The sequence below is a fragment of the Methylobacterium sp. J-118 genome (genome assembly GCF_057836565.1).
The window spans coordinates 1,893,379-1,916,837 of the sequence record NZ_JBYQFA010000001.1 but is presented as its reverse complement, the minus strand read 5'-3'; the positions used below and the strand labels follow the sequence as shown (position 1 = coordinate 1,916,837).

The 23,459-nt window shown below is 71.3% G+C and carries 23 protein-coding genes and 1 pseudogene; 9 read left to right on the top strand and 15 right to left on the bottom strand.

Annotated features, from left to right (window positions below; translation table 11 throughout):
• The first annotated feature begins 121 nt into the window (after positions 1-121).
• Entirely contained in the window at positions 122-1,030 is a 909-nt protein-coding gene (gene osmF / locus AC3IF3_RS09335; protein WP_489228444.1) for a glycine betaine ABC transporter substrate-binding protein OsmF, read from the top strand.
• A gap of 30 nt (positions 1,031-1,060) precedes the next feature.
• Here the strand turns inward: osmF and AC3IF3_RS09330 are convergent, their stop codons facing one another.
• Positions 1,061-1,600 carry a YceD family protein gene (locus AC3IF3_RS09330; protein ID WP_489228442.1) on the bottom strand — a complete coding sequence of 180 codons (540 nt, stop codon included), beginning with the start codon at positions 1,598-1,600 and terminating at the stop codon, positions 1,061-1,063.
• Entirely contained in the window at positions 1,597-2,172 is a 576-nt protein-coding gene (locus AC3IF3_RS09325; protein WP_489228440.1) for a ubiquinol-cytochrome C chaperone family protein, read from the bottom strand. Before AC3IF3_RS09325 ends, AC3IF3_RS09330 begins: the two co-directional genes overlap by 4 nt.
• A gap of 209 nt (positions 2,173-2,381) precedes the next feature.
• On the opposite strand from AC3IF3_RS09325, the gene AC3IF3_RS09320 reads away from it, so the two are divergent.
• Positions 2,382-2,879: an outer membrane protein assembly factor BamE gene (locus tag AC3IF3_RS09320; RefSeq protein ID WP_489228438.1), complete on the top strand. Its 498-nt coding sequence runs from the start codon at positions 2,382-2,384 to the stop codon at positions 2,877-2,879.
• On the opposite strand, the gene AC3IF3_RS09315 is transcribed toward AC3IF3_RS09320, so the two are convergent.
• From AC3IF3_RS09315 to AC3IF3_RS09260, 12 genes are all read right to left on the bottom strand, one after another.
• Positions 2,816-3,535 carry an HAD hydrolase-like protein gene (locus tag AC3IF3_RS09315; protein WP_489228436.1) on the bottom strand — a complete coding sequence of 240 codons (720 nt, stop codon included), beginning with the start codon at positions 3,533-3,535 and terminating at the stop codon, positions 2,816-2,818. The genes AC3IF3_RS09320 and AC3IF3_RS09315 overlap by 64 nt on opposite strands.
• Position 3,536: 1 nt before the next feature.
• Positions 3,537-5,450: a PAS domain S-box protein gene (locus AC3IF3_RS09310; RefSeq protein WP_489228434.1), complete on the bottom strand. Its 1,914-nt coding sequence runs from the start codon at positions 5,448-5,450 to the stop codon at positions 3,537-3,539.
• Positions 5,451-5,616: 166 nt separating this feature from the next.
• Positions 5,617-6,708 (bottom strand): alkene reductase, encoded by a 1,092-nt coding sequence (locus tag AC3IF3_RS09305; RefSeq protein ID WP_243970581.1) that lies wholly within the window; start codon positions 6,706-6,708, stop codon positions 5,617-5,619.
• Positions 6,709-6,994: 286 nt separating this feature from the next.
• A complete protein-coding gene (gene ygfZ / locus AC3IF3_RS09300; protein WP_243970580.1) occupies positions 6,995-7,843 on the bottom strand; it encodes a CAF17-like 4Fe-4S cluster assembly/insertion protein YgfZ in 849 nt (282 codons plus the stop codon).
• A 104-nt stretch (positions 7,844-7,947) separates the two neighbouring features.
• The gene (locus tag AC3IF3_RS09295) at positions 7,948-8,202 is read right to left on the bottom strand and encodes a hypothetical protein (RefSeq protein ID WP_243970579.1); all 255 of its coding nucleotides are present in this window, start codon (positions 8,200-8,202) and stop codon (positions 7,948-7,950) included.
• 159 nt (positions 8,203-8,361) lie between these two features.
• A complete protein-coding gene (locus tag AC3IF3_RS09290; protein ID WP_489228432.1) occupies positions 8,362-8,805 on the bottom strand; it encodes a TIGR02301 family protein in 444 nt (147 codons plus the stop codon).
• Positions 8,802-9,275: an NUDIX hydrolase gene (locus AC3IF3_RS09285; RefSeq protein WP_489228430.1), complete on the bottom strand. Its 474-nt coding sequence runs from the start codon at positions 9,273-9,275 to the stop codon at positions 8,802-8,804. The genes AC3IF3_RS09290 and AC3IF3_RS09285 overlap by 4 nt, the downstream gene beginning before the upstream one ends.
• Positions 9,272-10,423 (bottom strand): hypothetical protein, encoded by a 1,152-nt coding sequence (locus AC3IF3_RS09280; RefSeq protein WP_489228428.1) that lies wholly within the window; start codon positions 10,421-10,423, stop codon positions 9,272-9,274. Before AC3IF3_RS09280 ends, AC3IF3_RS09285 begins: the two co-directional genes overlap by 4 nt.
• Complete coding sequence (locus AC3IF3_RS09275; RefSeq protein ID WP_243970615.1) at positions 10,420-11,142, bottom strand: SDR family NAD(P)-dependent oxidoreductase; 723 nt, start codon at positions 11,140-11,142, stop codon at positions 10,420-10,422. Before AC3IF3_RS09275 ends, AC3IF3_RS09280 begins: the two co-directional genes overlap by 4 nt.
• A gap of 244 nt (positions 11,143-11,386) precedes the next feature.
• On the bottom strand, positions 11,387-11,611 hold the full coding sequence (locus AC3IF3_RS09270) for a hypothetical protein (RefSeq protein WP_243970575.1): 225 nt from the start codon (positions 11,609-11,611) through the stop codon (positions 11,387-11,389).
• A gap of 80 nt (positions 11,612-11,691) precedes the next feature.
• Complete coding sequence (locus tag AC3IF3_RS09265) at positions 11,692-12,135, bottom strand: DMT family transporter (RefSeq protein WP_243970574.1); 444 nt, start codon at positions 12,133-12,135, stop codon at positions 11,692-11,694.
• Positions 12,136-12,181: 46 nt separating this feature from the next.
• Positions 12,182-12,625 carry a DMT family transporter gene (locus AC3IF3_RS09260; RefSeq protein WP_243970573.1) on the bottom strand — a complete coding sequence of 148 codons (444 nt, stop codon included), beginning with the start codon at positions 12,623-12,625 and terminating at the stop codon, positions 12,182-12,184.
• Between the two features lie 778 nt (positions 12,626-13,403).
• Between AC3IF3_RS09260 and AC3IF3_RS09255 the strand changes: the two genes are divergently transcribed.
• The 7 genes and pseudogenes from AC3IF3_RS09255 (at position 13,404) to AC3IF3_RS09225 (ending at position 21,873) form a co-directional block, all read left to right on the top strand.
• Positions 13,404-15,020, top strand: a complete 1,617-nt coding sequence (locus AC3IF3_RS09255; protein WP_489228426.1) for an ABC transporter substrate-binding protein — start codon at positions 13,404-13,406, stop codon at positions 15,018-15,020.
• 9 nt (positions 15,021-15,029) lie between these two features.
• Complete coding sequence (locus AC3IF3_RS09250) at positions 15,030-16,010, top strand: ABC transporter permease (RefSeq protein WP_489228424.1); 981 nt, start codon at positions 15,030-15,032, stop codon at positions 16,008-16,010.
• Between the two features lie 7 nt (positions 16,011-16,017).
• Complete coding sequence (locus tag AC3IF3_RS09245; protein WP_489228422.1) at positions 16,018-16,989, top strand: ABC transporter permease; 972 nt, start codon at positions 16,018-16,020, stop codon at positions 16,987-16,989.
• Between the two features lie 223 nt (positions 16,990-17,212).
• Positions 17,213-18,178 (top strand): annotated as a pseudogene (locus tag AC3IF3_RS09240) (ABC transporter ATP-binding protein); the annotation flags it as partial.
• A gap of 122 nt (positions 18,179-18,300) precedes the next feature.
• Positions 18,301-19,281 carry an ABC transporter ATP-binding protein gene (locus AC3IF3_RS09235; protein ID WP_489215375.1) on the top strand — a complete coding sequence of 327 codons (981 nt, stop codon included), beginning with the start codon at positions 18,301-18,303 and terminating at the stop codon, positions 19,279-19,281.
• Between the two features lie 166 nt (positions 19,282-19,447).
• Positions 19,448-20,416: a helix-turn-helix domain-containing protein gene (locus AC3IF3_RS09230; RefSeq protein WP_489228420.1), complete on the top strand. Its 969-nt coding sequence runs from the start codon at positions 19,448-19,450 to the stop codon at positions 20,414-20,416.
• Between the two features lie 752 nt (positions 20,417-21,168).
• On the top strand, positions 21,169-21,873 hold the full coding sequence (locus AC3IF3_RS09225; RefSeq protein ID WP_489215371.1) for a nucleotide-binding protein: 705 nt from the start codon (positions 21,169-21,171) through the stop codon (positions 21,871-21,873).
• Positions 21,874-21,875: 2 nt separating this feature from the next.
• On the opposite strand, the gene AC3IF3_RS09220 is transcribed toward AC3IF3_RS09225, so the two are convergent.
• Complete coding sequence (locus tag AC3IF3_RS09220; protein WP_489228418.1) at positions 21,876-23,276, bottom strand: M20/M25/M40 family metallo-hydrolase; 1,401 nt, start codon at positions 23,274-23,276, stop codon at positions 21,876-21,878.
• Positions 23,277-23,459 lie beyond the last annotated feature (183 nt).

Here is a 23,459-nt window from a genome sequence, read left to right as displayed (position 1 = left end):
GCCTCGTGTAAAGGTTAAGGGATATTCATCGGATTTCGACGATTTGATTGAACCTTCGCCAACCGGTATCCGCTTCAGGCCGCGGGCAGTCCGGGCGGCGCGGACAGGAGGGGTCGGGCCGATGGCGAAGCGGATCCTCGCGGGGCTCGTCGCGCTGCTCCTCGCCCTGTCCGGCGCGCGGGCGGGCGCCGTCGTGGTCGCCTCCAAGCTCGACACCGAGGGCGGGGTTCTCGGGAGCATCATCCTGCAGGCGCTGAACGCCCGGGGCATTCCGACAGTGGACAAGACCCAGCTCGGGGCCACGGCGATCCTGCGCCAGGCCCTGCTGGAGGGCCAGATCGACATCTACCCGGAATATACCGGCAACGCGGCATTCTTCTTCGGCCAGCCGGACCTCCCGGTCTGGAAGGACGCGGCGGCGGCCTACGAGACCGCCCGGACCCTGGACCTGAAGGCCAACGACCTCGTCTGGCTGGCGCCGGCCTCGGCCAACAACACATGGGCGATCGCGGTGCGGGCGGAGATCGCCGAGGCCGCCGGCCTGAGGACCATGAGCGATTTCGGCCGCTACGTGGCCGGCGGCGGGGCGATCAAGCTCGCGGCCTCTACGGAATTCGTGAGCACCCCGGCCGCGCTCCCGGCCTTCGGCCGGACCTACGGCTTCGCGCTCCGACCGGACCAGCTCGTCATCCTGGCGGGCGGGGACACCGCCGGCACGATCGCCGCGGCAGCGCGGGGTACCTCGGGGACGAACGCCGCCATGGTGTTCGGGACCGACGGCAGCCTCGCCGCCGCCCGGCTCGTGGTGATGGATGACGACCGGGGCGTCCAACCGGTCTACCAGCCCGCGCCGGTGGTCCGGGGGGCCGTCCTCAGGGCCCATCCGGAGATCGCCCCGGCGCTCGACCCGATCTTCCGCGCCCTCGACCTCGTCACCCTGCGGGACCTCAACGGCCGCGTGCAGCTCGGCGGCGAGCCGGCCGCGTCGGTGGCGGCGGATTTCCTCAGGCGGAGCGGCTTCGTGCCCTGAAGCCGCGGGGTCGAGGGGGCGGACCGGCGCTCAGCCCCCGCCGTCGCGGAGCCTGCGCAGCCCGGCGAGGGGGCCGGCGTCGTCGCCCGCCACCACCGGCTCGAAGGCGATGCCGGGCTTGCGCGGATACGGATCCAGCCCCAGCGCCAGGAACTCGGCGGTGAGCGCGCCGAAATCGATCCGGCCGCCGACGAGGGGGTCGGGGATGTCGGCATCCTCGGCATCGGTGCCGGCGAGCTGGTCGGTATCGGTGAAGACGACCTCGACCGGTTCGCTGACCGGCCCCTCGAACGGTTCGAGGCTGACGGTGCAGACCTGCGTCACCAGGGCCTCCACGGTCCCCGTCACCGTGAGGCGGCTGGTGGAGCCGGTGATCGCGAACCGCCCGACCAGATCGCGCAGGCCGGGGATGCGGAAATCGGCCGCGAGCGCGGCACACTCGGCCGGGCTCGCCTCCACGGTGACGGCGCCGCGCCCCTGGGGCAGGCGCTCGACATTGACCCAGCGCACGAGCGGTCCGCTGTCCCGCACGCCGTCTTGGGCGATCTCCCGGCGGCTGTCCCGGCTCATGCGATGCCTCCCGTTGATCCTCCGGCCGGAACGGCCGCCGCGGTGATGCCGTCCGGCTCCGGAAACGGCGGCCCGGCCCCGAGCAGGCCGTCGAGGTCGGCGCCCGACAGGGCCGCGTCGGCCGCCTGCACGTAGGCGGCGAGGCCCGCCCCGTCGCCCGCCCCGCCGAGGACGTTGCGGACCAGCGCCGCGCGCAGGGCCTCGCCGTCGCCCGCGTCGAGGGCGGAATCGTAGCCCGCGGCCCGGCCGTAGAAGGCGGCCCCGAGCTTCTTCATCCGCTTGGCCACGCCCATGTCGCCGACGCCCAGCTCGCGCAGGGACGCGTCGAGCTGGGTGAAGACGGAATTCACGAGATCCTGCGCCACCTCGGCGGCCGGCTCCGGCAGCCGGTTCAGCCGCCGCAGGACCAGGATCGCGTGCAGGCACAGGGCCTCGAAGCGGCCCTCCACGGTGTCGGGCACGCCCAGGCGCGTATAGAGGCCCGGGCGGCGGGCCGCCATGCTCAGGGCCAGGTGCAGCCCCTCCACGGCGCGGCGCCGCGCATGCGCCCGCCTGAACAGCCGCGCGATCATCGGTGCCACGCCCCGTTGGGGTGCGACGCCCCGTTGGGGTGCGACGCCCCGATGGGGTGCCACGCCCCGGCGGCCTGTGGCCAAGCTTGCCTTGTCAAAGCCATAACCCCGCGGTACGGCAACCCACGCCCAGGGCGCAAGCGTCGTCGGAGTCCTGTGCCGGCGGTGTCGGTCGCGCCCCGCCCGTTCACACGTTCTCTGGGGGCCCGATGCGGCGCCGTCTCGTTCAGTCCTTCGCGCGCCTCGCCCTGGTCGGCCTTGCGGGAGCCGGGCTGTCCGGCTGCATCGGCGAGGAGCTGCGCCACGGCTACCAGGTCGATCAGGCGGCCCTCGCCACGATCAAGCCGGGCATGAGCCCCGAGCAGGTCCTGCAGATCCTGGGCACGCCCTCGACCGTGTCCACGGTGGGCAACAAGTCCTGGTACTACATCTCCCAGAACACCCGCCGGACGATCATGTTCATGGGCGAGCAGGTCGAGGACCAGAAGGTCACGGCCGTCTACTTCACCTCTGCCTTCAAGGTCGAGCGCGTGGCGCTCTACGGGCTCCAGGACGGTCGGGTGTTCGACTTCATCGAGCGCACCACGCCCACCAGCGGCGCCGATCGGGCCTTCCTCAGCCAGCTGTTCCGCGGCCTGACCCGCTACGAGCCGTTTGGCAGCGGCAACGGCGCCAGCGTCGTGCCGGGCGCCAACCGCGGTATGTGAACCGGAGTGCCCGCCAGCAGGCGGGCGATCTCCGCGGGTTCCGAGAACAGGTATTCGGGTCCCTGCGCCGCCAGCGCCTGCGGGTCCGTATAACCCCACGCCACCGCGCCGAACGGGCAGCCAAGGGCCCGGGCCGCCTTCAGATCGCGGATCTCGTCGCCGATGCACAGGGCCTGCGCCGGCGCCACGCCCCGGCGCGCGAGGAGCCGCCGCAGCCGCCGCGCTTTGCCGAACAGCGCCGCCCCGCAGGCATAGGTGTCGATGAGGGCCGTATTGTCCGGCCCGAGCACCCGTCTGACCGTGTCGGCCCGGTTCGACGACAGGATCGCCATCGGCACGCCGGTCCGCGCGAGGCCGGCCAGCATCTCGGGCACGCCCGGAAACAGCGCGATCTGCGCCGCGTCGCGGGCCGCCAATGTGTGCATGTGGCGGGCGATGAACGGCAGCTTCCAGCGCGGGATGCCGAGATGGGCCACGATCGCGCGGGCCCCCTGGAGGCGTAAACCCTCGACCTCGTGCGCCTCGACCTGTCGGAAGCGATAGCGCGCGGCGACACCGTTCATGACCGAGCAGAACCAGTCGAAGCTGTCGGCCAGCGTCCCGTCGAAGTCGAGCACGACGAGGCGCGGCCCGGCGCCGTCCGTCCGACCGGCCATCTCAGGCCCGGAGGTTCTCGATCGGCACGCTGAGCCGCATCAGGAGGCCGCCGGGGGCCCAGTCGTGCTCCAGCACGCCGTCGAGCTGGCCGGCGACGCTGCGCTCGGCCAGGATCGTGCCGAATCCCTTCCGGGAGGGCGCGCCGGTGACCGGCGGCCCGCCCGCCTCCTGCCAGGTCAGCGTGTAGCGCCCCGCCTCCCGGCACCCGCTCAAGGAGACGCCGCCCGCCTTGGTGGAGAGGCCGCCATACTTCATGGCGTTGGTGGCCTGCTCGTGCATGATCAGCGCGAGGGCGGTGGCGGTGCGCTCGCCGATCTCGGCATCGTCGCCGGAAATCGCCACCCGCGCCTGTCCGCCCTCCTCGTAGGCGGCCATGATCAGGCGCATCAGGCCGAGCACGGTCTGACCCGCCACCGCGGGGGCGCTGTCGGGGGAATGCGGCCGGACGTATTCGTGGGCCCGCGCCAGGGCGCCGAGCCGCTCGCGGAAGGCCTTGGCGAAGGGCTGGGCCGCGGGATCGCTCCGGGCGGTGAGCGCGGCGAGGCCGCCGACCACGGCGAAGATGTTCTTGATCCGGTGCGACAGCTCTCGGATCAGCAGGTCGCGGGCCTCCTCGGCGCGCTTGGCCTCCCGGAGGTCGCGGGTGACGGTGGCGTAGCCGACCTCGGTCCCGGTCGGGTCGCGCACCGGGAAGATGTTGTAGAGGACCGCCACCGGCTCCCCCGTGCCGAAATGCCGGAAGGCCAGTTCGCCCTCCCAGAACCCGTCCCGGCGCATCGCCGGCATCACGGTCTCATCCAGGATGCGGCGGCTGTCGTCGGTGAAGAAATCGGGGATCCGGTGCCGGCGGGCGACCGCGAGATCGGGCAGCCCGACGAGGGACAGGGCCGCCTCGTTGAGATGGGTGATCTCGCCGTCGAGGGTCGAGAGGCCGATGAAGTCCTTCGAGGTCTCGACGATGGCGGCGAGCTTGCGCGCCTCGGCCTCGGCCCGCTTCAGGTCGTCGATGTCGGTGCAGGTCCCGAACCAGCGCTCGATCTGCCCGGCCCCGTCGCGGATCGGCATGGCGCGGCCGAGCGTCCAGCGATACGCGCCGTCGCGATGGCGCAGGCGGTACTCGATCTCGTAGGGCTCGCCGGTGGCCAGCGAGTGGCGCCAGCGTTCCCAGGCCAGCGCCTGATCGTCGGGATGGAACATGTCGTTCCAGCCCTCGCCGTCGGTGGAGCCGTAGGGCACGCCGGTGAACTCGTACCAGCGGTCGTTGTAGTAATCGTGGAACCCGTCTGGCCGGGTGGTCCAGACCATCTGGGGCATCGCCGAGGTCATCACCCGGAAGCGGCGCTCGCTCGCGGCGACCTCCGCCTCGCGGCTCGCCACCTGGGTCAGGGTCCGGCGATGCTCCAGGAGGTTCGAGATCTGGCGCGCCAGGGCGGCGAGCGTGGCGGTCTGATCCGAATCGAGCCCCTCCGACCGCGGCACCCGGTCGAGCACGCACAGGGCGCCGAGCGGGACGCCGCGCTCGCCCCGGATCACCGCGCCCGCGTAGAAGCGGAAGCCCTCGGGTCCGGTCACCAGGGGGTTCTGGATAGTCCGGGGGTCGGCGGTCAGGTCGGGGATGACGAGCAGCGCCCCGGCCTCGATCGTGTGGGCGCAGACTGAGCAGTTGATCGGCAACTCGCGCTTGCCGAGTCCGACCTCCGACTTGAACCATTGCCGCTCGGCATCCACCAGGCTGACGAGGGCGACCGGCGCGCGGCAGACATAGGCGGCGACCCGCACGAGATCGTCGTAGAGCGGCTCCGGCTCGGTATCGAGGATCGCGAGGTCGTGCAGCTCCGCAAGCCGATCCGCGGTGCTCCAGGCGCCGACTGTCGGTTCGAGGGCCGCGATCGCGTGAGGTGCCGGCAGATCCATGTCCGGCTCCAAATAGGGGCCTCGGGCGCAGCTGCCTAGATGTGACCGCATAGGACCGCCGCGCCTTCGACCGGCGCGGCGATCGTCCCGGGACCGGAGCGCCCGGAGCCGTCCCCGCTCCGATTGCGATTGGGAACGGCCCCGAGCCTTTGCTTTGGCGCGCGCCCTACGCGGCGCGGGCCTCGCCGAGGGTCGGATAATCGACGTAGCCCTCCGGGCCCTGGCTGTACCAGGTGGCGGCCTCGTCCTTGGCGAGGGGGGCGCCTGTGGCGATGCGCTCGACCAAGTCCGGGTTGGCGATGAAGGTCCGCCCGAACGCGATGGCGTCGGCGTCCCCGGCATCGAGCGCCTTCTGACCGCTGATCCCGTCGTAATCGGCGTTCAGGATCATCGGATTGCGGAACACGCGCCGCATCGCCGGGGCGATCGGCGGATGGTCGGCCTTGCCAAAGGTGCCGTCGGGACCCGGCTCGCGCATCTCCAGGAAGGCGATGTCGATATCGGCCAGCGCCTGGGCGGCGGCCACGAACAGCGGCTCGGGATTCGAATCGTTGCAGCCCTGGATCGCGCCGTTGGGCGACAGGCGCACGCCGGTGCGCTCGGGGCCCGCAACCTTGGCGACCGCCTCGGTCACCTCGCGCAGCAGCCGCACGCGGTTCGCGATGGACCCGCCGTACTGGTCGGTGCGGTGGTTGGTGCCGTCGCGCAGGAACTCGTCGATCAGGTAGCCGTTCGCGGCGTGGATCTGCACCCCGTCGAAGCCGGCCGCCAGGGCGTTGGCGGTGGCGCGCTCGTAATCGGCCAGCAGCCGCGGGATCTCGGCGACCTCCAGCGGACGCGCCTCGGCATAGGGCTTCTTGCCCGAATAGGTGTGGGCCTGGTCCGGGGCCGTGGTGGCCGAGGCCGAGACCGGCTTCTCGCCGCCGAGGAAGTCCGGATGGACCAGCTGGCCCATGTGCCAGATCTGGCAGACGATCTTGCCGCCCCGGTCATGCACCGCCTTCACGATCGGCCGCCAGGCATCGACCTGGGCGTCGGACCAGATCCCCGGCGCGTAGGGCCAGCCGAGGCCCTCCTGGGAGATGCCGGTGGCCTCCGTGAGGATCAGGCCGGCGCCGGCGCGCTGGGCGTAATACTCGGCCATGATCGGGGTCGGCACGTGCTCACGCGTGCCGCGGCCGCGGGTGAGCGGGGCCATGAAGATCCGGTTCTTCGCCTCGATGGCGCCGACGCGGATCGGGTCGAGCAGGGACGGCATGGGATACCTCGTTCTGGTGCGGCGCGGGCCGCATCCGGTTCGTTCCGGCGCCGAGGTGGCGTCGCCGCGCGGTGATGCCAAGGTGCACTGCAGCATCGCGGGTCGGTCCGTGCGCGAGCGCACCTCTCGGCAGGGCGGGATCGGCCCGGCTTTTTCGATCTGCGGTGTGCCGCGTCGCTCCGTAGCGGCCGCGGTGCGGCGGGGTCCAGGCACGAACACCCGGCCGCTTCTGGACGCCCGGATCCGGATGGGCCGGGCGGGCGGTGGAAGCCCGTCCGTTAAATCCTCACCCCGCCCTGGTCGCCGCCTCCGGCATCGGGAAGGTCGCGTAGGCGGGCCGTTCCAGCCTCACGGGATGCTCGCCCGCCCGCGGCGTCTCGCCGGCGTCACGCGCATCGCCCAGCCGGTCGATCCGGACCAGGGCGAGGCCGCGCGGGCCGGCGACGCTGCCGGTGGTGCCCAGGACCTTGCCGCCCGCCGTGATCTCGGTGCCCGGTGCGGGAACGCCGTCCGGGTAGGCGGCCGCCAGGATGCGGGTCCGGGCGGTGCCCCGGTGCTGCATCCGCGAGACGACCTCCTGGCCGACATAGCAGCCCTTCCGAAAATCGACGCCGCCGAGCTGGTCCATCAGCGCCTCGTGCGGGAACGCGTCGCCGAAGGCGTAGTCGCGCCCGCCCTCGGGGATGCCCAGCGCGATCCGGTGCGCGTGGTAATCGGCCTCCGCGGCATCGGCCGAGAAGGCGCCCGCGGCGGCGTAGAGCCGCGCGCCGAGATCGGGGTGGCGGGAATCCGCGACGGGCTCGGCCGCCGCCGGAGCGGCGCCGTCCCAGGCGACCGCGACCGCCACGGTGGGGTCGGCGGCGATCACCGCCTGGGCCCGCAGGCGGTAGAGCGTCAGGCGCTTGGCCAGATCCGCGGCCCGGTCCACCGGCAGGTCGAACCGGAATCCGTCCGGGATCCGCGAGACGAGGAAATCGAACAGGATCTTGCCCTGCGGCGCCAGCAGGGCCCCGAGCCGCGCTTCCGCGGGCTGGAGCGTCTCGACGTTGCAGGTCAGCACGCCCTGGAGCAGCGCGGCGGCGTCCGGGCCGGTCACGGTGACGAGGGCGCGGTCCGGCAGCAGGGCGACGGGCATGGCAGGCGGTTCCTTACGCGACGGGGGCGGTCCGGCGTGCCGGCCCGCGGAGCCGGGAGGTAAGCGCTGCCCGCCCGCGCCTCAACCGCCCGCGCTCCGGGCCTTCAATGCTGGAGGGTCGTGGTGAAGGCACCCCCGCGGATGCGCTCGGGGAAGCCCTCCGCGTAGCGGGCCGTGGCCTCCTCGCCGTAGGTCATCACCAGTTCCTGGAAAGCGGCGAACAGGGCGGCCTGCGCCATGCAATCCCCGTCGAGCCCGTCGAGACAGCCTTCCGCGAACGCTTCCGAGACGTAACTCAGCGCGACGCGCTTCTCCTCGACATCGACCTCGACGGGGGCGGTGTGAGAGATGTGCTGCATGACCCGATACTTCCATTGCGCCGGGCCCAGGACCCGGCGGACACAACGGATGATAAGCAGGTCCCGGCGGCTCGGCCAGCCGGGAATTTCGGATCGGTTAACGCGAGGGCTCAAATCCGATGCTTCGCCGGCATCGGCGCCGGGTGTGTCGCCCCTGCATCACCCCCCGAAACGCCCGGCCAGGGCATGCGACAGCCGGTCGCCCTCGGCCACGTAGCGGGCGGCCGCCTCGTGCGCCGCCGAGGTGCAGACCCGGTAGGTCAGCGCGTAGCCGCGATAGCCGCGGTTGTAGGCGCCGGCCAGCCGGTCGCGGCGGGCGGGCGTCACGCCCTCGGATTCGATCAGCGCCTTCATCCGGGCCGGCCAGTCGGCGGCGTCGGGCGCTGCGCAGAGGCCGCGCAGGAAGGCCAGGGCGCCGATGACCTCGGACATGCGCATCAGGTCGCGGTCATACGGGGCAGGGACGTCGGCGGGGGCGTTCGCCTCCTTGGAGGCCTCCTTCGGAGCCTCCTTGACGGGGGGGCGCCCTGAGCGCTGCTGCGCCTGTGCCGGCCCGGCGAGGAGCGCGAGCAGGCACAGGATCGTGGCCGCCGGTCGCCTCACGCCGTCGCCCCCCCGTCCTGGCGCCGCGCCGCGACCCGCGCGAAGGCCTCGCGCAGGGTGTCGATCAGTCCCGGCGTGGTCGAGAGGGCGGCGACCTCGGCGAGGCTCGCCCAGCGGGTGCCCAGGGCCTCGGGTCCGGCCACGGGCTCGCCGCCGCACCACAGGGCGGCGTGCGGGTGAACGACGTAGTGGTGCCGGGCGCGGCCGGCCTCGTCCCGGACGATGATCTCGGTGGGCGCGAGCACGCCGACCATTTCGGCCGTCAGCCCGACCTCCTCGGCCAATTCGCGCAGGGCCGCCGCCGCCAGGGATTCGCCGGCCTCCACGAGGCCGCCCGGCAGGGTCCAGACGCCCCGCATCGGCTCGTTGGCCCGCGCCGCCAGCAGGACGCGATCCTCCCGGATCACCGCGATCGACGCGCCCACGAAGGGCCGCGCCGGGAACAGCCGGCTCTCGGCCTCGGCGCTCACGGCATTCCCCCGTCCGGGGCGACCACGGCCACCCGGCCGTCGGCGAGCCCGACCACCAGCCGCGCCGCCGCCCCCTCGCCGAGGACCACGATGCCGGTCGCGGCCGGGGCGGGCAGGGGCACGCGCAGCCGCGCATGCAGCCCGCCCCTGGCGGTCACGAGGGCGATCTCGGAGCGGCCCGCCACCGGCAGGACGAGTTCGGGGACGCCGCCGGCCGGAACCGTGACGGCGAGATCCGCATCGCCCGCGCCGGCCGCGTAGCCCGTTTCCTCTCCGGCGGGCTCGATCCGGTCGGGGTGCAGCGTCCAGAGCTGGAGCGTGCCCCGGGCGCTGACCGTGGCGGCCTGGAGATCGCCGGACCCGGCGAAATCGGCGATGCCGGCGATCTTCAGGGGCGGCCCGGGCTGCGGCGGCGTGCGCGCCGTGACGGTCCAGGTTCCGCCCGCGTCCGGTCGGCCGATCAGGGCGAGGCCGCCCGACTCCGTCCCCGGCAGAGTCGTGGCCAGCAGGGCCGGCCGGTCGGCGAGGCGCAGCAGGCGCGGCCGCAGGGGCGCGAACAGGGCCACGCCCCCCGCCGGCACCGTGACGGTGGCCACCGGGACGGGCTTCGGATCCGTGCTGACCGCCATCGGCTGGCGCTCGCGGATCGTCAGGACGGCGGCGGCCTCGCCGCCGTCCGGGGCGCGGGTCCGCCCGGTGAGATAGGCGCTCAAGGGCCCCGAGAGCGCCCGGCGCGTGCCCGGGAGGGCGCCCCGCGGCGTCTCGGCGGCGCTCAGCCCCTCGACCGCCTCGCGGCCGATCGGCCTCACCGTGACGGTGCCGTCCGCCAGGGCGAGCACGGCGCCGCCCGCGTCGCCCCAGACCACGGCGATCGGCGCGCTCTCCTCGTCGCCGGCCGGCCGGCCGACCTTGGCGCCGGTGATCGGCAGCAGCCCGGAGGTCGCCACCGATACGGCGGCCTCGCTCCGGGAGCCGCGCAGGGCGCGCACCGCGAAGGGCAGGTCGAGGATCCGGATCCCGGATTCCGCCCGCGCGGCGACGGGCGCCGCGCACAGGAGCAGGCCCAGGACCAGCGCCCGGCCCCGCCGTCCCGGCGGGGAACCGTCGCCCGCGGCGGCCACGCCCGAGGGGGCACGCGATCCGGTCAAACGTGCTGGCCGCCGTTGATGTGGAGTTCCGCCCCGTTCACGTAGGACGAGGCCTCGGTGCACAGGAAGTAGATCGCCTTGGCGACCTCGTCCGGGGTGCCGAGCCGGCGCTGCGGGATCTGCTCCACGAGCTTCTCGGTGCCCGGCGACAGGATCGAGGTGTCGATCTCGCCCGGGGAGATCGCGTTCACCCGCACCCCGAGCGGCCCGAAATCGGCTGCCATTTCCCGGGTCAGGCCGGCGAGCGCGGCCTTGGAGGTGCCGTAGGCCGCCCCCGCGAAGGGATGGACCCGGGATCCCGCGATCGAGGTCACGTTCACGATCGACCCCCGCGCCCGGGCGAGTTCGTCGCGCAGGCCGCGGGCCAGCAGGATCGTGGCGAAGACGTTGACCTGGAATACCCGCTGCCACCCGTCGAACTCGGTGGCCAGCGCGCCCAGGCGCTCGCCGTTGGGGCCCTTGGGCGAGATGCCGGCATTGTTGACGAGCGCGTGCAGCACGCCGCCCTCGGCGTCGAGCCGCCCGCGGACCTCCTCGACGGCGCGGACCGTGTCCTGCGCGTCCGCGAGGTCCACCTGGAGATGGTCCTCGGGACCCATTTCCCAGGGGCAGTTCTCCGGGAAGGGGTGGCGCGAGCAGGTGATCACCCGCCAGCCCGCGGCCGAGAATCGCTTGACGGTGGCGTGGCCGATGCCCCGGCTCGCCCCGGTGAGCAGCATGATGCGCCGGCGTTCGTTGACGGGGAGGGCCAAAGCCGTAAGCCTCGCTGGCGTTAAGGATCGCGGCCCGCTCGGACGCGGGGCGTGCCGGTGAGGCTCAACGGTCTAGGCGCAGTGGGGCCGGAAATCCAGAGCGTGCCGGGCTCGGGGCGGGGAGGGATGGCGCGCAGACCAGCGCGGAGCGCATGCCTGCGCCTATGCCCGGCCCCGGATACCGACGTCGGGTCGGCGTCCCGTCCGGCCCTCAGCTGATCTGGATCGGCGCGTGCTTGCCGTCATGGGCCGCGCCCGACTCCAGGCTCGTCGTTTCCGCCGCATGCTGCTGGTCCCGCTGCGGCGGCGCGTAATCCGCGAGCGGGCGCCACGGCGCCGCCGGCACGCCCTGGCGGAAGCCGCCCGGCTTCAGGAACAGCCACACGGCGACGGCCATCCAGGGGACGACGAAGAAAACGAACGCGGCGATTCCCACGGCGTGCCTCCCGGCGGGGTGATGACGGGGATCAACGCCGCGGCCGCGGATGGGATCCCGCCCGGAGCGGTCGACGGCCCTCAGAATCGGGCGACCAGGCCGACGCCGCCGATCATCAGGACGCCGCCGAGGATGCGCCACAGGCTGGCCGGGTGGACCTTGAAGCCCACGAGGCCGAAATGGTCGAGCAGGATCGAGGTGATCACGCCCCCCGTGACGATCAGGCCGAGGAAGGCGGCGGCCCCGATCGTCTTGGACAGGTAGAGCTGCGCCGCCGTCAGCCCCGCGCTCATCAAGCCGCCGAGCCATGCCCACCAGGGGACCTGCGCCAAGCGGTCCGCCCCCGGCAAGCCGACCTGCCCCGTCACGAGCATGATCGCCACGATCGTGGCGATGCTGACGAGGAGGCTGACCACGCCCGCGAGGAGCGGCCGGGCGAGGGATTTGGCGAGGCCCGCGTTCTGGCCGGGCTCGATCGCGGTGGCGATGCCCGCCAGCAGGGCGAAACCGTAGAGGAGGAACATGCTCGGATCCTGACTGCGCGGGGCGTGGGATCGTCGGCGGGGCCGGTCAGGACACCGCCACCAGGGCGACGCCCGCAACCATCAGGACGCCGCCGAGGAGGCGCCAGCGGCCGGCGGGACGGCGCTCGAAGCCGACGAGACCGTAATGATCGAGGGCGATCGAGCCGATCACGCCCGCCGTGATGACGCAGCCCAGGAACGGCGCGGCCCCGACCTGCTCCGAGACGTAGAGCTGCGCCAGGACGACCGCGGCTCCGAGGATGCCGCCCGGCCAGGCCCACCAGGGGACGTCGGTGGCGCGCTCGGCGGTCGGCTGGCCGTACCAGCGCAGGATCGCCATGGCGCCGAGGAAGCAGGCCACCGCCAGCGCGAAGCAGAACAGGCCCGCCAGCATCGGCTGCCCGGTGGACTTCGCCAGCGTGGCGTTCTGGCCAGGCTCGATGGCGTTCGCGATGCCGGCCAGCAGGGCCAAGCCGTAGAGATACCACATGGGCGGTCTGTGCTGTCCCGGCGTGGACCCGCCCCTGCGCCGCTGGGCGCGGCCTGGGCAGCCGATGATCCAACCCGCCGCCGCTCCGGATGACCGCATCGCGATGGCGGGACGACCCGGGACAGATCGCCCCAGGGGCGGCACCGCCCAGGGTTTCGCGCGCCCCGCGACCGGGCCGCTGTCGTCCCGGGTGGGCTTGCCGCGACCCTGCGTCTGGTCTCGGCTTGGAGCGCGCTCCGGAAGCCGGACGGGCCTTGGCTGCGGCGCTCAGACCGCGCTGCCGGCGTGGCGCGGAAGGGACCGCGGCGCGCGTCCCCGCGCCACCCCCGCCCCTGGCCCCTCCCGGCCAGGGTAACGGTGTTCACGGATCGCGTTCCGGACGGTGCGCCCCCTCGACAGAAAGCTCGGTCCGGAACGGGCGCGCGCCCTCCCTCCGCCCTTAGCGGGGGAGGGTGGCCGCCGAAGGGAATTGGGAGAGGGGAGCGACAGTGCAGGATAGGACTATGCCCGTCATGCCGGTCGCGCCGTTTTCGGAGCCTGAGTTCCCCTCTTGCGGGACTTCGTCCCGGCCCGACCCCTGCTGACGCAGAGGGCGCCCATTGGGGCCGCCCTCGCCCGCCGGGGGGGCAGGGCTGTGCCTTCGGCCGGCCCCCTGGTCCGAACCTTGCTGTGGGCGCGGCGTGCGCGCCGTTTGCCGAGGCGCGGTGTCGGGTCTAAGCCTCAACCACCGCGCACGCGGGGCGGCTTGTGCTCAACTTCGACGGTCCTGGAGTTCCGATTGTCCCGTTCAGCCCTGAAGACCCTCGCCCGCGGCGTGTCCGCGGCGGCGGTCGCGACCCTCGCGCTCGCCGCGCTGCCCGCGCAGGCCGCCAACGTCTTCCGCTTCGCCTTCCAGGGTGATCTGAAATCCCTCGACCCGTACTCCCTCAAGGAGAGCTTCACCGAGGGCATGCAGCAGGCGGCCTACGAGTCGCTCGTCACCCTCGACAAGAACCTGAAATTCGCCCCCGGACTCGCCGAATCCTGGGAGACGCCCGAGCCGACCCGCTGGCGCTTCCACCTGCGCAAGGGTGTGAAATTCCACGACGGCTCGCCCTTCACCGCCGACGACGTGCTCTTTTCCGCCCAGCGGGTCCGGGCCCCGGGCTCGAACTTCACCACCAACGTGCCGGCCGACGCCGAATTCGTGAAGGTCGACGACGCGACCGTCGACATGGTGCTGAAGAAGCCGAACCCCATCGCCATCGCCCAGTTCCCGACCTGGCTGATCATGTCGAAGGCGTGGTCGGAGAAGAACGGCGTCGTCCAGCCGACCCCGCCCAACGCCAGCAGCCCGAGCTACGCCACCCTGCACGAGAACGGCACCGGCCCGTTCGTGGTCGCCGAGCACCAGCCCGGCGTGAAGACGGTGTTCAAGAAGTTTCCCGGCTACTGGGGCAAGGTCGAGTCGAACCTCGACGAGGCGGTGCTGACCACCATCGCCAACCCGGCGACCCGCGTCGCCGCGCTGCTCTCCGGCGAGGTCGACTGGATCGATCCCGTGCCGCTGCAGGACCAGCAGCGGGTCAATGCCAGCGGCACCGCCATCGTGATGGCCGGCCCCGAGCTGCGCACGATCTTCCTCGGCATGGATCAGGACCGGGACGAGCTGAAGGATTCCTCCGTCAAGGGCAAGAACCCGTTCAAGGACATCAAGGTGCGCGAGGCCTTCTACCTCGCCATCGACGAGGACACGATCGCCAAGCGGGTGATGCGCGGGCAGGCGGTGCCCTCGGCCCTGATGATCGCCCCGAGCCTCTATGACCGCGGCGCCGAGTTCAAGCGCCCGGCCACCGACCTCAAGAAGGCCAAGGATCTGATGGCCCAGGCGGGCTACCCGGACGGATTCTCGCTCACCATGGATTGCCCCAACGACCGCTACGTCAACGACGAGGCGATCTGCCAGGCGGTGGTCTCGATGCTCGCCCGCATCAACGTCAAGGTGAACCTCAACGCCCAGCCGAAGGCCAAGTACTTCGCCAAGGTGCTGGCGCCGGCCTACGACACCTCGTTCTACCTGCTCGGCTGGACCCCGTCGTCGCTGGACAGCCACAACATCCTCTACGAGATCGTCGGCTGCCGGAAACCCGGCGACAAGTCGGGCCGCGGCAGCTGGAACCTCGCGGGCTATTGCGATCCGAAGATCGACGCCATCGCCGACAAGGTCGAGGCCGAGACCGATAAACCTAAGCGCGATGCCCTGATCAAGGAGGGGTTCGACGTCCTGAACGCCGACTGGGGCTACATCCCGCTGCACCAGCAGGCCCTGGCCTGGGGCGTCTCCAAGAAGGTCCACCTGACCCAGCGCGCCGACAACCTGCTCCTGCTCTACTGGGTCTCGAAGGATCCCCAGTAGGGGCCGGGCGTGCTCGCCTTCCTGCTGCGCCGGGTGATCCAGGCGGCCGCCGTGCTGGCGGTCGTCGGGCTCATCGCCTTCGCGATGTTCCGGTTCGCGGGCGATCCCGTGAACCAGATCGTCGGGCCCGACACCACCGTGGCCGAGCGGGCCGAGATCCGGACGAGCCTCGGCCTCGACGATCCGGTGCTGGTCCAGTTCGCCCGCTACGCCGGCCGCGTGGCGCGGGGGCAGTTCGGCATCTCCTACCAGTTCCGGCAGCCGGTCTCGCAGCTGCTGGCCGAGCGGATGCCGGCGACCCTGGAACTCGCCTTCTGCGCCACGGTCTTCGCCCTGGTGGTGGGCGTGCTGATGGGGGTGTACTGCGCGCTCTACCGTGAATCCTGGCTCGCCGGGCTGTTCCAGGCGGTCTCGCTGATCGGGATCAGCCTGCCGACCTTTCTGATCGGCATCCTGCTGATCTATCTGTTCTCGGTGACGCTCGGCTGGCTGCCCTCCTATGGGCGCGGCGACACGGTGCGGCTGGGCTGGTGGACGACGGGCTTCCTCACGACCTCCGGGCTCAAGGCGCTGATCCTGCCCTCCGTGACGCTGGGCCTGTTCCAGATGACCCTGATCATGCGGCTGGTGCGCGCCGAGATGCTGGAGGTGCTGCGCACCGACTACATCCGCTTCGCCCGGGCCCGCGGCCTCTCCACCCGGGCCGTCAACCTGCGCCACGCCCTCAAGAACACGCTCGTGCCGGTGATCACCATCGCCGGTCTCCAGCTCGGCTCGGTCATCGCCTTCTCGATCATCACCGAGACGGTGTTCCAGTGGCCCGGCATGGGCCTGCTGTTCGTCCAGGCCGTGCAGAACGTCGATATCCCGATCATGTCCGCCTACCTGCTGCTCGTCGCGCTGATCTTCGTGACCATCAACCTCGTGGTCGACATCCTCTACACCGTGGTCGATCCGCGCCTGCGGCTCTCGTCCGCGCGGACCGCGTGAGGGCGGCATGAGCGGATACGACCTCGACGCGGGCGACGCCCCGCCAGTCCCGCTGCCGGAGGCCGCGCCCTCGCGCATCGCGCGCTGGCGCGACTCCGACCTGCTGGCGAGCTTCCTGGGCTCGAAGACCGCCGTCGCGGCGCTGATCGCCACGGTGCTGATGGTCGGGCTCGCCTTCGCGGCGCCGCTGGTCTCGCCGCAGAACCCCTACGACCCCGCCCAGCTCGACCTGATCAACTCCAACCTGCCGCCGATCTGGCAGGCGGACGGCCAGGCGCCCTACTATCTCGGCACCGACGACCAGGGCCGGGACGTGCTCTCGGCGGTGCTGTACGGCCTGCGCCTGTCGCTGATCGTCGGCGTGCTCGGGGTGGTGACCTCCGGCATCCTCGGCATCGCGCTCGGGCTGATCGCCGGCTACGCGGGCGGAGCCGTCGACACCCTGATCATGCGGGTCGCCGACGTGCAACTTACCTTCCCGGCGATCCTGATCGCCCTGGTGGTGGACGGCGTCGCCAAAGCGAGTTTCGGCAGCGCGCTCGATGTCGGGCCGCTGATCGGGCTGATCGTGGTCTCGATCGGCCTGTCGTTCTGGGTGCAGTACGCCCGGACGGTCCGCTCCTCCGTGATGGTCGAGAAGGGCAAGGACTACGTCCAGGCGGCGCGGCTGATCGGCCTGTCGTCGCCGGTGATCCTGGTCCGCCACGTGCTGCCGAACGTCACCGGCCCGGTCTTCGTGATCGCCACGATCAACCTCGCGCTGGCCATCATCACCGAGGCGACCCTGTCGTTCCTCGGCACCGGCCTCCCCGAGACCATGCCGTCGCTCGGCACCCTGATCCGCACCGGCAACCGGTTCCTGTTCTCCGGGGAGTGGTGGATCGTGGCCTTCCCGGGGGTGGCGCTCGCCGGGCTAGTTATCGCCATCAACCTGCTGGGGGATTGGCTGCGCGACGCGCTCAATCCGAAGCTGCAATGATGATCACGACGCGTTGGTCTGGGCTGAACGCCTCTCTCTCCCCCCTGTGCGGGGGAGGGTGGCCCCTGCGTCAGCAGGGGTCGGGAGAGGGGAGCGCGGTTTCCGGAAAGGACGTGCCGGGTGCCGAAACCCGCAGCGTCGCGCTGCCCCTCTCCCGACCCCCTTCGGGGGCCACCCTCCCCCGCAGAGGGGGGAGGGGGCGCGCGTGGCAGGGCCGGGCGGCATGATGGAAACAATCCTCTCCGTGCGCGACCTCACGGTCGCCTTCGACACCCGCCGCGGGCCGCTCACCGCCATCGACCGGGTGTCCTTCGACATCCACCGCGGCGAGATCCTGGGGGTCGTCGGCGAATCCGGGGCCGGCAAGTCGGTGACCGGCTCGGCGGTGATCGGGCTGATCGACCGCCCCGGCCGGATCGCCGGCGGCGAGATCCTCTTGCGCGGCGAGCGCATCGACACCCTCTCCCCCGAGGCGATGCGGCGGGTGCGGGGCCGCCGGATCGGCATGATCTTCCAGGACCCGCTGACCTCCCTGGACCCGCTGTTCCGGGTCGGCGACCAGATCGTCGAGACTCTCCGCACCCACACGGACCTGTCGGGCCGGGCCGCCCGAACCCGCGCCATCGACCTGCTCGCCGAGGTCGGCATCCCGGCCCCCGAGCGGCGGATCGACGGCTATCCGCACGAATTCTCGGGCGGCATGCGCCAGCGGGTGGTGATCGCCCTCGCGCTTGCCGCCGGGCCGGAGCTGATCATCGCCGACGAGCCGACCACGGCGCTGGACGTCTCGGTCCAGGCTCAGATCATCACCCTGCTCAAGCGCCTGTGCCGGGAGCACGGCACCGCGGTGATGCTGGTGACCCACGACATGGGGGTGATCGCCGAGGCCGCCGACCGGGTCGCGGTGATGTATGCCGGGCGCGTCGCCGAGATCGGCCCGGTCGCCGCCGTGATCGCCAAGCCGCACCACCCCTACGCCGTCGGCCTGATGGGCGCGATCCCGACCCTGTCGCAGGAAACCGACCGCCTCAGCCAGATCCCCGGCTCGATGCCCCGGCTGACCGCCATCCCGAAAGGCTGCGCCTTCAACCCGCGCTGCCCGAAGGTTTTTTCGCGATGCCGCGTCGAGCGGCCGGAGCCGCAGGCCGTGGAGGCGAGCCGGGTGGCCTGCCACCTGTACGATGCCGCTGCAGATTTCCCCTCCCCCTTGCGGGGAGGGGCCAAGGGTGGTGCAGACGGCACCATCACGCCCGATCCTGCACCACCCCCACCCTCGATCCCTCCCCGCAAGGGGGAGGGAAGGATCGCGCGATGACGGCCTATGTCGAGGTCACCGACCTGCGCCGCCGGTTCGACGTGTCGAAGCCCTGGCTCAACCGGGTGCTGGAGCGCGAGCCCCGGAAATTTCTCACGGCTGTCGATCAGGTCGGCTTCACGATCGAGAAAGGCGAGACCTTCGCGATCGTCGGCGAATCCGGTTCCGGCAAGTCGACGGTGGCCCGGATGGTGGTCGGCCTGCTGCCGCCCTCGGCCGGCGAGGTCCGCATCACCGGCATCTCGATGACCGATCCCCGGGAGGCGGCGGCCCGACGGCGCCTGCGCTCGCGCATCCAGATGATCTTCCAGGACCCCTACGCCTCGATGAACCCGCGCTGGCGCGTGGGCAAGATCATCGCGGAGCCGATCCGGGCGTTCAACCTGATCCAGGGGGAGGGGGCGATCCGCGCCCGGGTCGGCGAGCTGCTCGGCCTCGTCGGCCTCCACCCGGACGATTCCAAAAAATACCCGCACGAATTCTCCGGCGGCCAGCGGCAGCGGGTCGCCATCGCCCGGGCGCTGGCCAGCCAGGCCGAGTTCCTGGTGGGCGACGAGCCGACCTCGGCGCTCGACGTCTCGGTGCAGGCGCAGATCCTCAACCTGATGCGTGATCTGCAGGACCGGCTCGGGCTGACCTACCTGTTCATCTCTCACAACCTCGCCGTGGTCCGCCACATGGCGACCCGGGTGGGGGTGATGTATCTCGGCCGCCTCGTCGAGGTCGCGGCCGCCCGCGACCTGTTCGCGGCGCCCCGCCACCCCTACACGCGGATGCTCCTCGACGCGGTGCCCGACCTCGCCCATGTCGGCCGGGCCCGGGTGCCGGTCTCCGGCGAGATCCCGAACCCGATCGACCCGCCCCCCGGCTGCACCTTCAACCCGCGCTGCCCGCTGGCGAACGACCGCTGCCGCACCGAGGTGCCGGCGCTCCGCGACGGCGTCGCCTGCCACGCCGTGCAGGAGGGGCGGGCCTAGAGCCTCGTCCCGAAGCGAACCCCCGCCTCCGGATGGGGGGCGGGTTCGCTCCGCCCTGGCGTGCGGCAAACCCGGGCGCGACGGTCACGTCCGGCCGGACAGGAATGCTGTTTCTGAAACCTTGCGCGGTTGCGCGTTACAGAAATCAGGTTCATACGCTAATGTGATGCATAATATCTTCACTACGGATCAAGTACAAGAGGGGGACCGATTCAGACACTGGCGGAATGTCAGTGAAGAGCGTCTGGTTCCGATGGATCAGGTCTACATCGGAGACGGACCGTTCCATGCCAGAGTCGACGCCGCAACGATCGGAAACTTGGAGTTCACCAAATTCTCATTAAGCAACCTGAGATCGAATTCGACGCCGCGTTCGTTTCGACACGAAAATAGTAAAACGGACGTGCTTTTCGTCAGCTTGGTACTCGCAGGGTCGGTATCGGCAGATCAAAATGATCACGTCAGCACGGAAAAAGCTGGCGATTTTAGTATACGAGACCACAGTATGCCCTGGACGATCGAGCACGCTGGATACAGCGAGATGCTGGCGATCCAGATCCCGCGGTATCGGCTGGAGGGCATGCTGGGGACATCCCGCCGCTTCACCGGACTGACCGTGGACGGCACCCTGCCGACCGCGACCCTGACCCGGTCGTTCCTGTGCAACCTCGCGCGCGTGGGCGAGGACTTGGCGCCCCACGCGGCCGAGCGGATGGTCTCGGTGGGCATCGATCTCATCATCGCCTGCTTGGCCGGGCGCATGGCGAAGGAGCCGCCCAAGGCGCTGCACGGGACGCTGACCGTGCAGCGCGCCAAAGCCTACGTGGCGGCGAACCTCGGCGACCCCAACCTCGATCCGTCGCAGGTCGCCGCCGCCATGGGGGTCTCGCTGCGCCACCTGCAGGCGCTGTTTCGCGCGGACGGGCGCAACATCGCCGGCTGGATCTGGCAACGGCGGCTCGAAATGGCCGCGCAGCGCCTGTCCGATCCCGCCTGCCTCAACGTTCAGGTCGGCGAAGTCGCCTATCGCTGCGGTTTCGCCGACCAGGCTCACTTCTCCCGCCGCTTCCGGGACCGCTACGGCGTATGTCCGCGCGAATACCGCCACGCGGCGCTGTCTCAGGCCGCGCCCTGACGCGGGAGGCCAGCCCCGGAACGTCGCCGCTTGGCCGGATCGCCGCGTCGATTGCGGGTGCCGCCGCTGAACCCATCCCGGGGCGACGGCGCGGAAGTCCGGCCCGCGCGACGGATCCGTCATGGCGTACCGGATCCCGATGGGGTGCGCCTGACCCCTTCGGTTCGGATCCGGACGGTCGGGCCGGTCCGCCGCGGCGATTCGGGACAAACGGGCCCGAGCGAATACCCCGAGCCGAGATATGATTTCGTCGCTTAATATTGATCTACACAAATCAAATTTCGATGACCGTTCTTACTACGGCTCGTAAAGTCGATATTCCGGTCGATCTTCTACGAACACAGATTATAGCGCGTATTGATTGAAAGACTTGACGGGCTTGCGCGGATCACGCTATGGCCAGTCTAATATCTCTCCTGTGCGAGATGTGGCGCAGAGGATCTGGAGGCACGATCCGTGATCCTGAAAAAGATCACGCCAGGGTCGGGTTCGATCTTTGCCGAGCGCAATCTTGATGCCTCTTCCACATGGACTTGAGCGGGTCCGGATGGACCGGGTGCCGGTGACGGGGATGCACGTTATCGGCGTCGTGAATTCCGGGCTACGATCACGGGACGGGGGTCGCGAGTCGCGGCTTCGGGGTCTCGGCTCCGGAACCGGAGCGCGTCCGCTTCTCCCCGTCGGGCAGGGACGGCGGTTTCTCGGTCCCGCGATCGGCGCGGCGGCCGGACCCAGAGCGACAGGTAGGGTGCATGGATCCTGAAGGATCCGGGACTGGGCCGGGGGCCTCGCCCCGACGGGCCGACCGGCCATTGCGGATCCTCGCCGTCGCCGTCCAGAAGGGCGGCACCGGCAAGACCACGCTGGCCGCATCCCTGGCCGTCGCCGCCGCGGAGGCCGGCGAACGCGTAACCGCGCTCGACCTCGACCCGCAGAATTCGCTGGCGGGTTGGGGCACCCTTCGGACGAACGGCTCCGTCGCGGTCGACCGGGTCCAGCCCTGGGAGATCGGGCAGCTCACGGCGATCCTGGACCTGCTCGCCGCGCAGGGCACCACGCTCGCCGTCCTCGACACCGCCGGCAGCGCGACCGGGCTCGCCCCGGCCCTGAAGACCGCCGATTTCGTGCTGCTGCCGGTGCGGCCCTCCCGGCTCGACATCGTGGCGGCCCGCCCGACGCTCAAGGCCCTGGTCGGCGTCGGATTGCGCGGCCGGCTGGCCCTGGTGCTGAACCAGTGCCCGCCGCCGCCCTCGCCACGCACCACCACCTATGCCGACCAGTTGCGCGCGCTGGGGGTGCTGGCCGAGCCCGGCATCATCCACCGGGTCGACCATCAGGACGCCCTGGCCACCGGGCTGGGCGTGACGGAATACGCCCCCGGTGGCCCGGCCGCGGAGGAGATCCGCGCCCTCTGGGGCTGGATCGACGTGAAGATGCGGGCGATGGCCGCACGCTGATCTCAGCGCTGGTGATCTGAGCCCTGGCCGAGGGCCGCCAGGATCCGCGCCCAGGAGCGCGTGCCCTTGTGGAAGCTCGTCAGGTCGTACTTCTCGTTGGGCGAGTGGATGCGGTCGTCGTCGAGGCCGAAGCCGATCAGCAGGGTGTCGCGGTCGAGGAGCCGCTTGAAGTCCCCGACGATCGGGATCGAGCCGCCAGCGCCCACGGTCACGGCCGGCACGCCCCATTCCTCGGCGAGCGCCGCCTTGGCGGCCCCGAGCTGCGGCATGTCGAAGGGCAGGCTGATCGCCCGCGAACCCTTGTAGGTGATGACCTCGACCGTGCAGTCGGAGGGCACCCGCTCCCGCACGAAGGCCTCGAACGCCTGGGCCAGCACCTTCGGATCCTGGTCGTCCACGAGGCGGAACGAGATCTTGGCCGAGGCCGTGGAGGCGATCACCGTCTTGGTGCCCTCACCGGTATAGCCGCCGATGATGCCGTTGGCGTCGCAGGACGGGCGCGACTGCACCAGCTCGATCGGCATCCGCCCGCGCTCGCCCGCGGGCTCCTTCAGGCCGATCGGCCCGAGCAGCGCCTCCGGCGTCAGGCCGAGGCCGCGCCACTGCTCCAGCACCTCGGGCGGGCGCTCATGCACGCCCTCGTAGAAGCCCGGGATGGTCACCCGCCCGTCCGAATCGTGCAGGTCGGCGATGATCCGGGCAAGCACATGAATCGGGTTGCGGGCGGCGCCGCCGAAGAACCCCGAATGCAGGTCGCGGTCGGCGCAGGTGACCTTCACCTCGAAATAGGCGAGGCCGCGCAGCGACGCGGTGATCGCCGGCGTCCGCCGGTCCCACATGCCGGTATCGCAGACCAGCACCACGTCGCAGCCGAGTTTTTCGCGGTTGGCCGCGACCCATTCCGGAAGCCCCTGCGAGCCGCTCTCCTCGGCGCCCTCGATCAGGATCGTGACGCCGCAGGGCAGCGCGCCGCTCACGGCGATATGGGCCCGGCACGCCTCCACGAAGGTCATGACCTGACCCTTGTCGTCGGAGGCGCCGCGCCCGACGATTTTTTTGCCACCCCGGCCGTCCTCGGCGATGCGCGGCTCGAAGGGCGGCGTCGTCCAGAGGTCGAGCGGGTCGACCGGCTGCACGTCGTAATGGCCGTAGAACAGCACGTGCGGCGCGCCGGGCTTCGGCTTGGTCGCGAGCACCACGGGATGGAGCGAGGTCTCCTCCACGGCGGTCTCGAAGCCGAGCGCCGTAAGGTCCTGGGCGAGCCACGCGGCGGCGGCCCGGCAATCGCCGGCATGGGCGGGCTCGGTGGAGATCGACGGGATCCGCAGGAAGGCGAACAGCCGCTCCAGGGCGTTCTCCAGGTCCGTGTCGATGTCGTTGAGGATCGCGTCGAGCGCGGCCATCGGGATCTCCGGGATGCGGCGGGGATGTTTTCGAAACGAGGGTTACCCGAGGCGAGGCGGGCGCGGCAACGCCCGCATCGCCGATCGCTGAGACCGTTCGTCCTCGGAACAGGCGCAGATTGGAATGGTTATCGACGGATCTGGCTGCCCGGCACATGCCGCTGCCACCCCGGACTGATCCAT

Bases quoted from the DNA above. Each gene is read 5' to 3' on its own strand.
- AC3IF3_RS09320 (WP_489228438.1), top strand. From the start codon at position 2,382: ATGCGGCGCCGTCTCGTTCAGTCCTTCGCGCGCCTCGCCCTGGTCGGC.
- AC3IF3_RS09245 (WP_489228422.1), top strand. From the start codon at position 16,018: ATGAGCGGATACGACCTCGACGCGGGCGACGCCCCGCCAGTCCCGCTG.
- AC3IF3_RS09305 (WP_243970581.1), bottom strand. From the start codon at position 6,708: ATGCCGTCCCTGCTCGACCCGATCCGCGTCGGCGCCATCGAGGCGAAG.
- AC3IF3_RS09310 (WP_489228434.1), bottom strand. From the start codon at position 5,450: ATGGATCTGCCGGCACCTCACGCGATCGCGGCCCTCGAACCGACAGTC.
- AC3IF3_RS09330 (WP_489228442.1), bottom strand. From the start codon at position 1,600: ATGAGCCGGGACAGCCGCCGGGAGATCGCCCAAGACGGCGTGCGGGAC.
- AC3IF3_RS09260 (WP_243970573.1), bottom strand. From the start codon at position 12,625: ATGTGGTATCTCTACGGCTTGGCCCTGCTGGCCGGCATCGCGAACGCC.
- AC3IF3_RS09235 (WP_489215375.1), top strand. From the start codon at position 18,301: ATGACGGCCTATGTCGAGGTCACCGACCTGCGCCGCCGGTTCGACGTG.
- AC3IF3_RS09325 (WP_489228440.1), bottom strand. From the start codon at position 2,172: ATGATCGCGCGGCTGTTCAGGCGGGCGCATGCGCGGCGCCGCGCCGTG.
- AC3IF3_RS09225 (WP_489215371.1), top strand. From the start codon at position 21,169: ATGGATCCTGAAGGATCCGGGACTGGGCCGGGGGCCTCGCCCCGACGG.
- AC3IF3_RS09230 (WP_489228420.1), top strand. From the start codon at position 19,448: ATGCATAATATCTTCACTACGGATCAAGTACAAGAGGGGGACCGATTC.
- AC3IF3_RS09315 (WP_489228436.1), bottom strand. From the start codon at position 3,535: ATGGCCGGTCGGACGGACGGCGCCGGGCCGCGCCTCGTCGTGCTCGAC.
- AC3IF3_RS09275 (WP_243970615.1), bottom strand. From the start codon at position 11,142: ATGCTGCTCACCGGGGCGAGCCGGGGCATCGGCCACGCCACCGTCAAG.
- AC3IF3_RS09295 (WP_243970579.1), bottom strand. From the start codon at position 8,202: ATGCAGCACATCTCTCACACCGCCCCCGTCGAGGTCGATGTCGAGGAG.
- ygfZ (WP_243970580.1), bottom strand. From the start codon at position 7,843: ATGCCCGTCGCCCTGCTGCCGGACCGCGCCCTCGTCACCGTGACCGGC.
- AC3IF3_RS09220 (WP_489228418.1), bottom strand. From the start codon at position 23,276: ATGGCCGCGCTCGACGCGATCCTCAACGACATCGACACGGACCTGGAG.
- AC3IF3_RS09265 (WP_243970574.1), bottom strand. From the start codon at position 12,135: ATGTTCCTCCTCTACGGTTTCGCCCTGCTGGCGGGCATCGCCACCGCG.
- osmF (WP_489228444.1), top strand. From the start codon at position 122: ATGGCGAAGCGGATCCTCGCGGGGCTCGTCGCGCTGCTCCTCGCCCTG.